General features: G+C 36.5%; 14 protein-coding genes. 10 read left to right on the top strand and 4 right to left on the bottom strand.

Going from position 1 to position 13,110, the window contains the following annotated elements; genetic code table 11:
• Window positions 1-79: 79 nt before the first annotated feature.
• The 5 genes from rpoD (at window position 80) to K9V48_RS05840 (ending at window position 4,842) form a co-directional block, all read left to right on the top strand.
• Window positions 80-1,195, top strand: a complete 1,116-nt coding sequence (gene rpoD, locus K9V48_RS05860) for an RNA polymerase sigma factor RpoD (protein WP_111613913.1) — start codon at window positions 80-82, stop codon at window positions 1,193-1,195.
• A 156-nt stretch (window positions 1,196-1,351) separates the two neighbouring features.
• Window positions 1,352-1,909 carry a hypothetical protein gene (locus K9V48_RS05855; RefSeq protein ID WP_224137705.1) on the top strand — a complete coding sequence of 186 codons (558 nt, stop codon included), beginning with the start codon at window positions 1,352-1,354 and terminating at the stop codon, window positions 1,907-1,909.
• 390 nt (window positions 1,910-2,299) lie between these two features.
• Entirely contained in the window at window positions 2,300-2,659 is a 360-nt protein-coding gene (cccA, locus tag K9V48_RS05850; protein WP_224137703.1) for a cytochrome c550, read from the top strand.
• Window positions 2,660-3,010: 351 nt separating this feature from the next.
• Complete coding sequence (locus K9V48_RS05845) at window positions 3,011-3,721, top strand: tRNA (adenine(22)-N(1))-methyltransferase (RefSeq protein WP_224137701.1); 711 nt, start codon at window positions 3,011-3,013, stop codon at window positions 3,719-3,721.
• 2 nt (window positions 3,722-3,723) lie between these two features.
• Window positions 3,724-4,842: a Nif3-like dinuclear metal center hexameric protein gene (locus tag K9V48_RS05840; protein ID WP_224137700.1), complete on the top strand. Its 1,119-nt coding sequence runs from the start codon at window positions 3,724-3,726 to the stop codon at window positions 4,840-4,842.
• 301 nt (window positions 4,843-5,143) lie between these two features.
• On the opposite strand, the gene K9V48_RS05835 is transcribed toward K9V48_RS05840, so the two are convergent.
• Both K9V48_RS05835 and vrrA read right to left on the bottom strand, forming a co-directional pair.
• Window positions 5,144-6,088: a 4-hydroxy-3-methylbut-2-enyl diphosphate reductase gene (locus tag K9V48_RS05835; protein WP_224137698.1), complete on the bottom strand. Its 945-nt coding sequence runs from the start codon at window positions 6,086-6,088 to the stop codon at window positions 5,144-5,146.
• Window positions 6,089-6,248: 160 nt separating this feature from the next.
• Window positions 6,249-6,896, bottom strand: coding sequence for a VrrA/YqfQ family protein (gene vrrA, locus K9V48_RS05830; RefSeq protein WP_224137696.1), 648 nt, complete (start codon window positions 6,894-6,896; stop codon window positions 6,249-6,251).
• Window positions 6,897-7,211: 315 nt separating this feature from the next.
• Between vrrA and K9V48_RS05825 the strand changes: the two genes are divergently transcribed.
• Together K9V48_RS05825 and K9V48_RS05820 are read left to right on the top strand one after the other, a co-directional pair.
• The gene (locus tag K9V48_RS05825; protein WP_224137686.1) at window positions 7,212-8,528 is read left to right on the top strand and encodes a DEAD/DEAH box helicase; all 1,317 of its coding nucleotides are present in this window, start codon (window positions 7,212-7,214) and stop codon (window positions 8,526-8,528) included.
• Between the two features lie 11 nt (window positions 8,529-8,539).
• Entirely contained in the window at window positions 8,540-9,433 is an 894-nt protein-coding gene (locus tag K9V48_RS05820) for a deoxyribonuclease IV (RefSeq protein ID WP_224137684.1), read from the top strand.
• A 352-nt stretch (window positions 9,434-9,785) separates the two neighbouring features.
• Here the strand turns inward: K9V48_RS05820 and K9V48_RS05815 are convergent, their stop codons facing one another.
• Window positions 9,786-10,040 carry a DUF2624 domain-containing protein gene (locus K9V48_RS05815; protein WP_224137682.1) on the bottom strand — a complete coding sequence of 85 codons (255 nt, stop codon included), beginning with the start codon at window positions 10,038-10,040 and terminating at the stop codon, window positions 9,786-9,788.
• Window positions 10,041-10,220: 180 nt separating this feature from the next.
• Between K9V48_RS05815 and K9V48_RS05810 the strand changes: the two genes are divergently transcribed.
• Genes K9V48_RS05810 through zur form a run of 3 tightly spaced genes read left to right on the top strand, consistent with a single transcriptional unit; the run spans window position 10,221 to window position 12,247 of the window.
• Window positions 10,221-10,982 carry a metal ABC transporter ATP-binding protein gene (locus K9V48_RS05810; protein ID WP_224137678.1) on the top strand — a complete coding sequence of 254 codons (762 nt, stop codon included), beginning with the start codon at window positions 10,221-10,223 and terminating at the stop codon, window positions 10,980-10,982.
• Between the two features lie 15 nt (window positions 10,983-10,997).
• A complete protein-coding gene (locus K9V48_RS05805; RefSeq protein WP_224137677.1) occupies window positions 10,998-11,840 on the top strand; it encodes a metal ABC transporter permease in 843 nt (280 codons plus the stop codon).
• Window positions 11,837-12,247 (top strand): zinc uptake transcriptional repressor Zur, encoded by a 411-nt coding sequence (gene zur / locus K9V48_RS05800; RefSeq protein WP_224137676.1) that lies wholly within the window; start codon window positions 11,837-11,839, stop codon window positions 12,245-12,247. The genes K9V48_RS05805 and zur overlap by 4 nt, the downstream gene beginning before the upstream one ends.
• 210 nt (window positions 12,248-12,457) lie before the next feature.
• On the opposite strand, the gene K9V48_RS05795 is transcribed toward zur, so the two are convergent.
• Window positions 12,458-13,030 (bottom strand): hypothetical protein, encoded by a 573-nt coding sequence (locus K9V48_RS05795; protein ID WP_224137675.1) that lies wholly within the window; start codon window positions 13,028-13,030, stop codon window positions 12,458-12,460.
• Window positions 13,031-13,110 lie beyond the last annotated feature (80 nt).

The raw sequence follows: 13,110 nt of genomic DNA, 5'->3' as shown, positions 1-13,110 counted from the left end.
ATAGAAATAGGATATGACCTTTAATGAGTAATCCGATTGTTTAGTTTAAAATGTGATAAGTTTGGAAGGAGGGGATCCTGTGGCTGATAAACAAACCCATGAAACGGAAGTAACCTTTGAACAGGTGAAAGAGCAATTAACTGAAATTGGGAAAAAACGTGGAGTTTTGACATATGAAGAAATATCAGAACGTATGGCTAATTTCGAAATCGAATCAGACCAAATGGATGAGTATTATGAATTTTTAGGTGAACAGGGTGTCGAATTAATAGGTGAGTCTGGTGAGACAGAAAATAATCCAGATGTGAAAGAACTTGCAAAGGAAGAAGAGTTCGATTTAAACGATTTAAGCGTTCCTCCTGGTGTGAAAATAAATGACCCTGTACGTATGTACTTAAAGGAAATTGGTCGTGTTGACCTTTTATCTGCCGATGAAGAGATTGAGCTTGCAAATCGTATAGAAGGCGGCGACGAGGAAGCGAAACGACGACTTGCTGAGGCTAACCTTCGACTAGTTGTAAGTATTGCTAAGCGATACGTTGGTCGTGGGATGTTATTCCTTGATTTGATTCAAGAAGGTAATATGGGGCTAATGAAGGCTGTTGAAAAATTTGATTTCCGTAAAGGTTTCAAATTTAGTACGTATGCTACATGGTGGATTCGCCAAGCGATTACCCGTGCCATAGCTGACCAAGCTAGAACGATTCGTATTCCAGTTCATATGGTCGAAACAATTAATAAATTAATACGAGTACAACGTCAATTACTGCAGGATCTAGGGAGAGAACCAACACCAGAAGAGATTGGGGAAGACATGGAATTAACCCCAGATAAGGTAAGGGAAATCTTAAAGATTGCTCAAGAGCCTGTTTCATTAGAGACTCCAATTGGTGAAGAAGACGATTCTCATCTAGGCGATTTTATAGAAGATCAGGACGCAACTTCTCCATCTGAACATGCTGCATATGAATTATTAAAAGAGCAGTTAGAGGATGTATTGGATACATTAACAGATCGTGAAGAAAATGTATTGCGTCTACGCTTTGGGCTTGACGATGGAAGAACAAGAACACTTGAAGAGGTTGGTAAAGTCTTCGGTGTTACGCGTGAACGTATTCGTCAAATTGAAGCGAAAGCACTACGTAAATTACGCCATCCTAGTCGTAGTAAGCGTCTTAAGGACTTTTTAGAATAGAATGAGGCGGACAACTTTGTCCGTCTTTTTATCTGGATGGAAAGATGTGGATAAAGGTCAACTATCTGCCATCCATTAAAGGTTAACCAGATATCTTGGGCAAAAAATCATATGCTTATTGCATTAGAAACAGAAATGCAATAAGGAAATTTCAAAATGACGAATGAAAAAAAGAAAATCATTATACAAGAAATTTATTATTGGAAAAATAGTAGACTCCTACCTGAAACCTATTGTGATTTCTTATTAGCACTCTATACCGAAGGCAATCAAGATAAAGAAGAGTTACCCTCGCAAACGCTCAAAAAAAATCAAGGATTCACAGCTTTTCACGGATTAATATATGGCTTACTATTATTATTGCTTCTCGTAACGCTACTTGTCATATATTTTACTGAATTATCTTATGTTTTGCAAATGAGTATTGTAAGTTTTTTCCTTGTAACTTCAATATCTGTTACCGCTTACTTTATAAGAAAACGTGTTTTTTTTCAAGTACCACTAAGTTTATCTTTTATCCAATTATTACTGATATCCTTGTCCTTAGTAGATTATTTTGCAAATGGTGATCGATTTTGGATGGGGACAATTATTGTATTCAACTGTTTACTCTGGATTGTGATGGGGAGAATGACTCGCATACTTTATCTCGTTATTAGTGAAGTAGTTGGGCTAACAATTTTTGTATTAATGGTTATTATTTACAACTACTAATAAAGAAAATTGTCAATGGTATACTAATGAAAGTTATTTGTTTTTCCTTATTTTTGTCTAAAATGTGAAAAACTGGTGATGTTAGAAGATAAGCCTTTTACTTATTGTAAAATTAAAGTAGAATAGTAAGTGTTTACAATATACTTGTACTTATGATTTTATCCCGTAGTAACAGCGAGTATTTCCGCATCTCTCTTTTAGTGAATAAAAGAAGTGAAGGTAGGAAAGAAAGTAAAGAAAGTAAAGCCCACTTGTGGAAGGCTTGCTAGATAACAGGCAATGAATGGAAGAATTAACTGCTTGAAAAAGCTAGATAATTTGAACAAACTTTTTAAAAGCAAGGATTCATATGAATGGAGAGTTACTTATTTACATAAGGGAGGTTACATAATGAATCGCAATCCACTTATTCCGTTTTTACTAATTGCTATTTTTGGAATCGGCCTTATGTTCCTTTTTTCATTTAAAGGTATTGGCGATCGTGAAGAATTAGCAAGCGGTGGCGAAGAGGAACAAACTGAAGATGTTGCAAGCGCTTCACCAGAAGAAATCTACACAAAAAGCTGTATCTCATGTCATGGTCAAAACTATGAAGGTGGTGCAGGTCCAGCCCTCGCAGGTATTGGTGACAAATTAAGTGCAGATGATATTAAAGAAACGATTAAGTCGGGTAAAGGGATTATGCCTGCTGGCTTAGTTCCTGATGAAAAGCTCGACGAAATGGCGAAATGGGTTTCAGAAATTAAATAATTAGTTCTACAGCAAATCTTGAACAGCCTAGGGAAATCTAGCGGTTTTAAGTGTCTTAGCTAGTACAAAAAAATGTCGAGACCATATTAATAAAAAAAGTCCTTTGCATCTGTGAAGGACTTTTTTTATAGGATAAGAAAGAGTATAATTTTTTTGAATTAGTTTTCGTGTCCAGCGCAAGCGTCCGGTCCCTCTTGGGTCTAAGCTACTCAGGAATTGAAGGTAAAGAACACCTTCTATTCCTGAGCGTCTTATTTGCCCGAGGCCGAACAAGGCGCTTGCGCTTTTCTTATACTTAGGATACTGTCAAAAATGATGATGAATGACAATAAATGAAATAGTGGTGAAAATATGAACGAAATGAAGCTATCAAAAAGACTGGAGACAGTTGCAAACTTTATACTAAAAGATACGGTATTTGCTGATATTGGATCAGATCATGCTTATCTCCCGTGCTATTCTATCTTACAAGGAATTGCGAAAGGGGCAATTGCCGGGGAAATTACTGACGGTCCGTTTATTTCAGCGAAAAAGCAAGTAATAAAATGTGAACTTACTGATGTAATATCTGTTCGTCAAGGTGACGGTTTATCCGTTATTAAAGAAGGGGAATCGGTTGACTGTATTACGATTGCAGGAATGGGTGGAGGTTTAATTAAAAAAATATTAGAGGACGGAGCTTCAAAATTAACTGGAGTGAAACGACTCATATTACAACCAAACATTCACGCGAATTTCATTAGACAGTGGATGATTGACAATGGATGGGAATTAATTGACGAAGAAATTATTGAAGAAGACAACAAAATATACGAAATCCTTGTTGCTGAAATCGGAAATCCAATGCGACCATATCAAACAAATTCTTTGCAAGCAGGTTTGTTACTAGGACCACATTTGGCAAAAAAGAAATCAGCTGTTTTTCAAAAAAAGTGGACACAGGAATGCAACCATTGGAAAACAATTGTTCAACAACTTGAACAAGCAGGTCATACATATGAGGCAAATGAAAAATTTAAAGAGCTATCGACTCAAATAAAACTAGTTGAGGAGGTTTTATAAACGTGAAGGTTCCAAATGGCTTTGAAATCATTCAATTATTTGAACAGTTTTCACCAAAAGCTTATGCAGTAGAAGGCGACAAAATTGGTTTGCAAATTGGAAGTTTGAATAAACCAATCCATAATGTCATGATTACTTTAGATGTAGTAGAATCGGTTATTGATGAAGCAATTGCTAATAAAGTTGATTTAATCATTGCCCACCATCCACCGATTTTTCGCCCAATAAAAAATCTAACAACAGATTCAGTATACGGTAGCATGTTAGAAAAATGCATAAAAAATGATATTGCTGTTTATGCTGCACATACAAATTTAGATGTAGCTAATGGTGGTGTTAATGACCTTCTAGCAGAAGCGTTAGAGCTTACAAATGTTGAGGTTCTCGTTCCTACTTATGAAGATAAATTTAAAAAATTAGTTGTGTTCGTACCAAGTAGTCATGAAAAAGCGATTAGAGATGCATTAGGTAATGCTGGTGCAGGGCATATCGGGAATTATAGTTATTGTTCATTTACTGCAACAGGTGAAGGGAGCTTTTTGCCATTAGAGCAATCAGATCCGTTTATTGGTGAAAAAGGAAAGGTAGAGTTTGTAAAGGAAGCTCGTATTGAAACAATCTTTCCGGAATCAATTCAAAAACAAGTGATTCAGGCAATGAGAAAAGCACACCCATATGAGGAAGTTGCTTATGATATTTATTCATTAGATCAACCTGGGATCACTTTAGGATTAGGACGAATCGGAAAACTGCAAGAAACGGTAACCCTTCAAGAATTTGCTGAAAAAGTAAAAAAATCGCTAAATGTTGAGAGAGTTAGACTTGTAGGAAATCCAGATTCCAAAATTAAGAAGGTTGCGGTATTAGGTGGGGATGGCAACAAATACATACAGCAAGCTAAGTTTAAAGGTGCTGACGTATACGTTACAGGTGATTTATATTTTCATGTTGCACATGATGCACTGATGCTTGGTTTAAATGTGATTGATCCGGGTCATCATGTTGAAAAGGTTATGATGAAAGGCGTTTCTTCGAAGCTGGGGGATTTGTGCAAGGGAAAAAACTTTGCAGTAAATGTATTTAGCTCAGAGGTAGATACAAATCCGTTTACGTTCGTTTAAAACGATGAACAAAAGTGCAAGCGCCTTGATCAGCCTCGGGCAAATAAGACGCTCTTGAATAGAAGGTGTTTTTTTTACCTTTAATTCAAGAGTGGCTTAGACCCGCGAGGCAGTCAAGAACGCGACGTCCTGTCGCATTGACTGCACTTGCACGTCCTGTGCTTCGGGGCCGGACGCTTACGCTTGCTGTCGTGCGCTTATCCACAGTACAAAATAATTTATAAATTCCTAAACGATAAATAAAAAGCCCGGCAGTGCAATTTCATTTGCGCTACTGGGCTTTCTCTATATAAAAGCTATCTTATCCTTTTACCTTAACTTTCGGAAGAATCTTTGCTAAAGGAATATAAGAATCTGCATTCCATGTGGACTCATCCTCTGGATTGAATTGTTCAAGAAATTGAATAACCTTCTTTGTAACAGGTGTAGGTGTAGAGGCACCTGATGTAACCGCAACTTTTTTAACATCCTTTAACCACTCAAGTTTAAGCTCACTTAAGTCTGAAATGCGGTAAGCCTTTGTTCCGGCAATTTGCTCGGATACTTGAGCTAGTCGATTTGAGTTGTTGCTTCTCGGATCACCAACAACAATGGTTAAATCTGCTTCTCCAGCTTGTTCAGCAACTGCTTCTTGCCGTACTTGGGTTGCTAAACAAATTTCTCGATGAATTTCAACATTTGGAAATTTCTCTTGAACCTTTACCATAATATCCGCAACATCCCATTGACTCATCGTCGTTTGGTTCGTCACAATTATTTTTTCGTTTTGAATCGTTAATTGTTCTACATCTTCTACTGACTCAACGAGATGGACGATATCAGGTGCAATCCCTATTGCGCCTTCAGGCTCGGGATGACCCTTTTTGCCAATATAAATAATTTGATAGCCTTGTGCTTCCTTTTCTCGAATCAAATCATGCGTTCTTGTTACATCTGGGCATGTAGCATCGAGTGTAACAAGCCCCTTTTCTTTAGCAATTTTTCTTACCTCAGGCGAAACACCATGTGCTGTAAAAACAACGGTTCCGCGGTCAACCTGTTCGAGAATCTCTAAACGATTTTGACCATCAAGGGTAATAATTCCATCCTCTTCAAAAGCATCTGTAACATGTTTATTATGAACAATCATTCCTAAAATGTAGATTGGTCTTGGTAATGATTTATCTAAAGCGGCGTTTTTAGCAATAACCATTGCATCAACAACACCATAACAATATCCACGTGGCGAAATTTTTATTACGTCCATTTCATTGCCTCCTTAAGAGATCAAAAAGGGGATTGCATGAAGTAATAAGATAGTGATACTTCGTCCCTTTTTTCATTGAAAAAAAGCCGCAAAACGGCTCTTTATTCTTATAATCTCTTAATATTATATCGAACATCAGTGAAGAATACAAAGAGGAAAATTAAATATACATCTTTGGTTTTGAACCGCTCGATACTGGGGAACGTTTTTTTCCTTTTTTCGTAGTCTTTGTTTCAGGATTGGAAGCTTCGATTTCAGGTTCAATGTCTGATTGTGATTGTTTTGTTTGTTTTCTAGGTTTTGGCTGCTCTTCTACGGCAACGTCTGACTTTTCGTCCTTGACATCTTCTGTTGTTGTATCATCAGAGTCCCCACTTTTTAATTCACGATAGATTTTTAGCATAGCAGGTAAATTTTTTACTAATGGTCCATATTGTTGTACCATCGGTGTTACCTGTTGAGCCATACCTAGCACTTTTTGAACATTACCAAGCATTCCTGAAATATTTGCTGGATTTGTTAATCCTTGTAGTACTCCACCAGTAGCTCCAGTAGCTCTGGATGCACCAGTGACCCCTGAAATTAATCCTTGTGTGTTTGTAGCACCAGCAGCACCCTGACTACCGGGGATAATTCGTGAGATCAAACCTTTTAATCCGCCAGCACCTCTTGTTGGCATGGGAGAACCAAACTGTTGTCCACCACCCATGAAAGGACTGCGCAATGGTGGTCGACCCATTGGCATTTGTCCTTGCCCAGGAAAGAAACCTCTAGAATTCATCGGAGGCATTGGTCGTTGTTGAAACATAGAAATCCTCCTTTCAAAGTAAGTTACCCTAACCATAGATTATGCAGGCATAGAGAAAATGCTATCCCAACTTTATCGATTAAAATGAACGAGTACAGATAGAAGAATCGGAGGATACTTTTACTGGGAATCTTAATAAGGTCAAAAAACATCTTTGTGATTAAGAAAATCTTTAAATAAGGGGTGTTTCTTTATTGACAAAATACATACTTTATTTGAGTTTTTTCACGAATCGGTTATAATGTAGTGATGGATTGATAAAGTGCGCCTTTTTAAAGGTGTGTCAAAGCTTTATCAAATAAGGAGATGACACGGATGAAACAATCAAAATTTGAACGTTTTTCATTAAAACCGTTTATTATAGAGGCGTTAACGAAGGAATTGAGATTTTTTGAACCGACTGAAATTCAAGAAAGACTAATTCCGTCAATAGTAAAAGGTGAAAGTGCGATCGGACAATCACAAACAGGTACAGGAAAAACACATGCTTATTTAGTACCGTTACTAAACAAAATTGATCCAGATCGAAAAGAGGTTCAGGTCGTTATTACGGCACCTACTAGAGAATTAGCGACACAAATCTATAACGAAGCAGTTAAAATTATTGCCTTTTCACCGGAGGAAATCACTGCGAAATGTTATATTGGCGGAACAGATAAGCAACGGACGATTGATAAGTTGAAATCTCAACCACAAATTGTCGTAGGGACACCGGGGAGGGTTAACGATCTTGTAAAAGAACAAGCGTTAATTGTTAATAAAGTTCGGACATTTGTCGTTGATGAAGCGGATTTAATGCTTGATATGGGATTTATTAAGGAAGTGGATATGGTAGCAAGTCAAATGCCTGACAACTTGCAAATTCTTGTGTTTTCTGCAACCATTCCTGAAAAATTAAAGCCATTTTTGAAAAAATATTTAGAAAATCCAAAGTTTACACATGTGGCTCCTAAGCAAGCTACAGCTGAGAAAATTGAACATGTATTAATACCGACTAGACATCGTAATAAAATCAAACTAGTTCATGATATGCTGGTTTCGTTTAATCCATTTTTAGCAATTGTTTTTACAAACACGAAGAAGAATGCCGACGAAGTCGCAGATGCTCTCATTGAAAAAGGATTAAAGGTGGGGCGCATTCATGGTGATCTATCTCCACGTGATCGTAAAAAAATGATGAAGCAAATTAATGATTTAGACTTCCAATATGTTGTAGCGACAGATTTAGCCGCTCGCGGTATTGATATTAAAGGTGTAAGTCATGTCATAAACTACGAGATTCCGACAACAGAATTAGATTTTTATATCCATCGTGTAGGAAGAACAGCACGTGCAGGTAATTCAGGTACTGCAGTTACCCTTTTTGATACGTCTGACGAGGATGCATTAAACAAATTGGAGAAGCTAGGTATTGAATTTGTAAATAAAGACTTTATTGATGGTGAATGGAAGGATTCCATTGACCGTAAACGACGTCAAAAGCGAAAAAAAGTTGCTGATGAAGTAGACGCCTTGGCAAAAAGTATTGTTCAAAGACCGAAAAATGTTAAGCCGGGCTATAAAAAGAAAATGGGTCGAGAGATGGAACAAATTAAAAAGAGACAGCGAAGATTAAATCGGAAAAGCAAATAGGGGGAAGATGAATGCTTAAAATTGGTTCACATGTCTCGATGAGCGGTAAAAAAATGCTTTTAGCTTCAAGTGAAGAAGCCGTTTCGTATGGCGCAAATACCTTTATGATTTATACTGGTGCTCCGCAAAACACGCGACGTAAGAATATTGAAGACTTAAATATAGAAGCTGGACAAGCTCATATGAAGGAAAATGGAATCGATGAAATCATCGTTCATGCTCCATATATTATTAACATAGGAAATACAACAAACCCTGATACGTTTGAGCTTGGGGTTAACTTCCTACGTTCAGAAATTGAGCGTACAAATGCCTTAGGTGCTAAACAGATTGTCTTGCATCCTGGTGCACATGTAGGTGCTGGAGCAGACGAAGGCATTAAAAAAATTATTGAAGGCTTAAACGAAGTTCTTGAACAAAATCACGAAGTCCAAATTGCTTTAGAGACAATGGCAGGAAAGGGTACTGAATGTGGTCGATCTTTTGATGAACTAGCCAAAATTATCGATGGTGTTACACATAATCAGCATTTATCAATCTGTTTAGATACTTGTCATATACATGACGCTGGATATGATATAGTAGGCAATCTCGACGGTGTTCTACAGGAATTTGATTCAATTATTGGTTTAGATCGATTGAAGGTTCTTCACATTAATGATAGCAAAAATCCAATGGGTGCCAGAAAAGACCGACACGAAAATATCGGATTTGGTCATATCGGATTTGACGCTTTAAATAAAGTTATTCATCACCCTTCATTAACAAGTATCCCTAAAATACTTGAAACTCCATATGTAGGAGAGGATAAAAAAAATAAAAAGCCTCCTTACAAATTTGAAATTAATATGTTTAAAGAACAGATGTTTGATGCTGGGGTATTAGATAAGATTTTAAATCAATAAAATTGAAACTTACTTAAGAAAGAGAACTAGTGTGATCATTAGTTCTCTTTTTTAAAAAGATAAGAAAGTATAAATTTTTTGAATTAGTTTTAGTGTCCAGCGCAAGCGGCCTAGCCCCTCGGGGTCATAAGCCACGCATGAATTGAAGGCAAAGTACGCCTATTCATGCGCGTCTTATGCCATGCCTGAGGCTGTTCAAGGCGCTTGCGCTTTTCTTATATGTACTTATTTCAGAGGAAAAAGACAGAACAATAATGATTGAACTGTCTTTTTATAGTATTTGGGTGTATCCAGTTACGATTAAAGAAGCGAACACAGAAATGATTATAAGACTTTGTATTTTAAGTATATATTAGTTGGTGAATTTCTGGAAAATCTGATTAACCTGTTGAGCTGTTTCTGGAGAGGTAATACGAGCAATTTTTGCTAATAGTTGTTTACGTTCAGTCATATTAAAAATATTAATATTTTGACCCTGCATGGCCTTAACAACCTGTATGGCTTGTGCGCGATCGATCGTAACATTAAATTGCTTTGCGTATTGCATAAGTTCCTCAACTGATATGTTATTAAGCTTTTGGTTAATAATCTTTTGAAATAAAATCATTTTCAAACCTCCTCTAAAACAATGTATGGAGGATTTATTAAAATGTGCTGTTTTTAAAAGTATATTTAATCCTTTACATAATGATGATTTTTCTGTATAATTTTCATGTTATAACCAATCGTTTATTTGTTTACTTCTTGTAAATCGTAACGATTCTTAATTTGAAAAGGATGACGATATATGATACAACCTGTAATTGAAATAAATCATGTAAACTTCACATATGAACGCCAAAGAGTGCTGGAGGATATTCATCTTACTGTTGAGAAGGGGAGTTTTCTCGGACTTGTCGGTCCAAATGGATCTGGGAAGACAACTTTATTAAAATGCCTACTAGGATTATTAAAACCACAGCAAGGTGAAATTAAGTTGTTTGGTCAGCAGATAGAGAAATTTAAAAATTGGCATGAAATCGGGTTTGTTTCACAAAAAGCAAATAGCTTTAACACTGGTTTTCCCGCATCTGTCTTCGAGGTTGTTTCGAGTGGTCTAACGTCTAAGATAGGTTTATTTAAATTTATGACGGCACAAGACCGCAGGAAGGTTTATGATGCGATTGAGTCAGTGGGGTTAACTAAGTTTGCAAAACGGAATATTGGCGAGCTTTCAGGGGGCCAGCAGCAACGGGCATTCATCGCTCGAGCAATCGTAAGCAATCCGAAGTTATTAATCCTAGATGAGCCTACAGTAGGCGTGGATGCGCAAACTGTTCAAAATTTTTATGAAATGCTAACGCACTTGAATAAAAATTTAGGGATAACGTTAATTTTGGTTTCCCATGATATTGGAGCGATTACTGATAAGGTATCACATGTAGCGTGTATTAATAAAAACTTATATTTTCACGGTAATTCTAAAGACTTTGAATCGTTAAAGGATGATGAGATGTCTGAGTTTTATGGACACTCATTGCATGTGTTAACACATGATCACTCCCACTAATGGAGGATGTAAACAATGTTAAGCAGTTTTTTTGAATATGAATTTTTAAAAAATGCATTTTTAGCAGGAATGGTAATCGGGTTAATTGCTCCTCTCCTCGGTGTTTTCATTGTAGTAAGGAGAATGTCTTTAATTGCTGATGCGTTAAGTCATGTAACATTAGCCGGGATTGCCGCAAGCATGTTGCTTGAAAAGAAGGTTAGCATATTCGCAGGTTTGAATCCAATTTACTTAGGAATGGTTTTCTCTGTAACGGGTTCACTCTTTATTGAAAAGCTCCGAACAGTTTATAAACATTATCAAGAACTTGCCATTCCCATTATTTTATCAAGTGGTGTCGGGATTAGCGTAATTTTTATTTCGTTAGCTGATGGATTTAATACAGACCTCTTCAGCTACTTATTTGGTAGTATAAGCGCAGTAAGCCGCACGGATCTCTATGTCATTCTCGGTATAGCCGTATTTGTTATTTTGATGATCTTACTTCTATATAAAGAGCTTTTTTTATTGTCATTTGATGAAGAACATGCATCTGCATCAGGGATTCATGCAAAATGGATTCATTTTATTTTTATTTTAATAGTTGCGTTAGTCATCTCAGCGTCAATGAGAGTCGTTGGGATTTTACTCGTTTCCTCGCTAATGACGTTACCAGTAGCAGCAAGTATCCGAATTGCGAAAGGTTTTAAACAAACGATATTCTTTTCTATCCTATTTGGCGAAATATCTGTTATTATTGGATTAATCCTTGCATATTATTTAGATTTAGCTCCAGGTGGGACAATTGTTGTTTTATCTGTACTCATTCTAATCGTAACAATTTTATGGACAAAAATAAAAAAGGGGAAAGTTTCATGAATGTTCAAGAAGCTCTCGACTTATTAAAAGAAAAAGGTTATAAATATACAAATAAAAGAGAAGAAATGCTACAGCTTTTTGCTGATTACGATAAATATTTGACAGCAAAAGATGTGTTAGAGTCATTAAAAGACGATTATCCAGGCTTAAGCTTTGATACCATTTACAGAAATTTATCGTTGTTTGCAGACTTAGGAATATTTGAAATGACGGAGTTGTCTGGTGAAAAACACTTTAGATTTACATGTGATACAAAGCATCATCATCATCATTTTATTTGTTTACAATGTGGGAAAACGAAAGAAATACCTGGTTGTCCGATGGGGAACTTCGAAGAAAACTTAGCGGGCTATGATATAAGCGGCCATAAGTTTGAGATCTATGGGACTTGCCCACAATGTAATTAAAAGCGTTCTGGCTATTAATGCCAGAACGCTTTTATGTTCGTTTAGGAAACTATAAAATTCTTGTACTGTGGATAAGCGCACGACATCCAGCTCCAGCGCCTAGCCCCTCGGGGTCATAAGCCACGCATGAATTGAAGGCAAAGTACGCCTTCTATTCATGCGCGTCTTATGCCATGCCTGAGGCTGATCAAGGCGCTTGCGCTTTTGTTCTTAAATAACCTTTGTTTCATACCATTGATTTACCCAGTTTTTTGCTTCTAGCCAATGATTGACACGTACGACACCTTTTGGAACAGGGTCTTGGTTATAAGGTGTATTAAATAAAATAACGGGAATTTGATGCTCCTCACTTATCATACAAGCATTATCGTGCTTGTCCTCAAAAAAGATGGATATTTCATTGTTCTTAACAGCTTCAAGCTTATTATGAGTTCCAATTAATTCGATGTTGTGATAATAAAGTTCCCTTTCTTTAAACCAATTGTGGGTAATATCAAATAAATGCTTTCTTCTAGCACTAATAAACAATAACTGATGTTGCTCTTTCCAATCATCTAAAACCGTTTTAGCATGTAAAGCAAGTGGAGCTTCTTTATAAATAATCGGTTCGAATTCGTCCATCCATTGCCAAAAGTCATCTTCAGTAATATTTAATACCTTCGTTAAATCATATTGATTTAAATCATTATATGTTAGAGATTTATTAAATGATTTATTTAAATAAGGGACAAATGTTTCTGGGGCTGTAACTGTGCCATCAATATCAATACCTAGTCGCAACATAAAAAGTTCTCTCCTTTGCTATTTCTACTCTAAGTGTAACATAAAGAATTTTTTATGTATTTGGTTTTCGTGCCTAAAGC

The sequence above is a fragment of the Metabacillus rhizolycopersici genome (assembly GCF_020075705.1).
The sequence above is the reverse complement of the archived record's forward strand: the minus strand, read 5'-3'. Positions and strand labels throughout refer to the sequence as shown.

Coding starts and splice junctions, on each gene's coding strand:
- K9V48_RS05855 (WP_224137705.1), top strand. CDS start 1,352: ATGACGAATGAAAAAAAGAAAATCATTATACAAGAAATTTATTATTGG.
- cccA (WP_224137703.1), top strand. CDS start 2,300: ATGAATCGCAATCCACTTATTCCGTTTTTACTAATTGCTATTTTTGGA.
- K9V48_RS05845 (WP_224137701.1), top strand. CDS start 3,011: ATGAACGAAATGAAGCTATCAAAAAGACTGGAGACAGTTGCAAACTTT.
- K9V48_RS05835 (WP_224137698.1), bottom strand. CDS start 6,088: ATGGACGTAATAAAAATTTCGCCACGTGGATATTGTTATGGTGTTGTT.
- vrrA (WP_224137696.1), bottom strand. CDS start 6,896: ATGTTTCAACAACGACCAATGCCTCCGATGAATTCTAGAGGTTTCTTT.
- K9V48_RS05825 (WP_224137686.1), top strand. CDS start 7,212: ATGAAACAATCAAAATTTGAACGTTTTTCATTAAAACCGTTTATTATA.
- K9V48_RS05820 (WP_224137684.1), top strand. CDS start 8,540: ATGCTTAAAATTGGTTCACATGTCTCGATGAGCGGTAAAAAAATGCTT.
- K9V48_RS05815 (WP_224137682.1), bottom strand. CDS start 10,040: ATGATTTTATTTCAAAAGATTATTAACCAAAAGCTTAATAACATATCA.
- K9V48_RS05810 (WP_224137678.1), top strand. CDS start 10,221: ATGATACAACCTGTAATTGAAATAAATCATGTAAACTTCACATATGAA.
- K9V48_RS05805 (WP_224137677.1), top strand. CDS start 10,998: ATGTTAAGCAGTTTTTTTGAATATGAATTTTTAAAAAATGCATTTTTA.
- zur (WP_224137676.1), top strand. CDS start 11,837: ATGAATGTTCAAGAAGCTCTCGACTTATTAAAAGAAAAAGGTTATAAA.
- K9V48_RS05795 (WP_224137675.1), bottom strand. CDS start 13,030: ATGTTGCGACTAGGTATTGATATTGATGGCACAGTTACAGCCCCAGAA.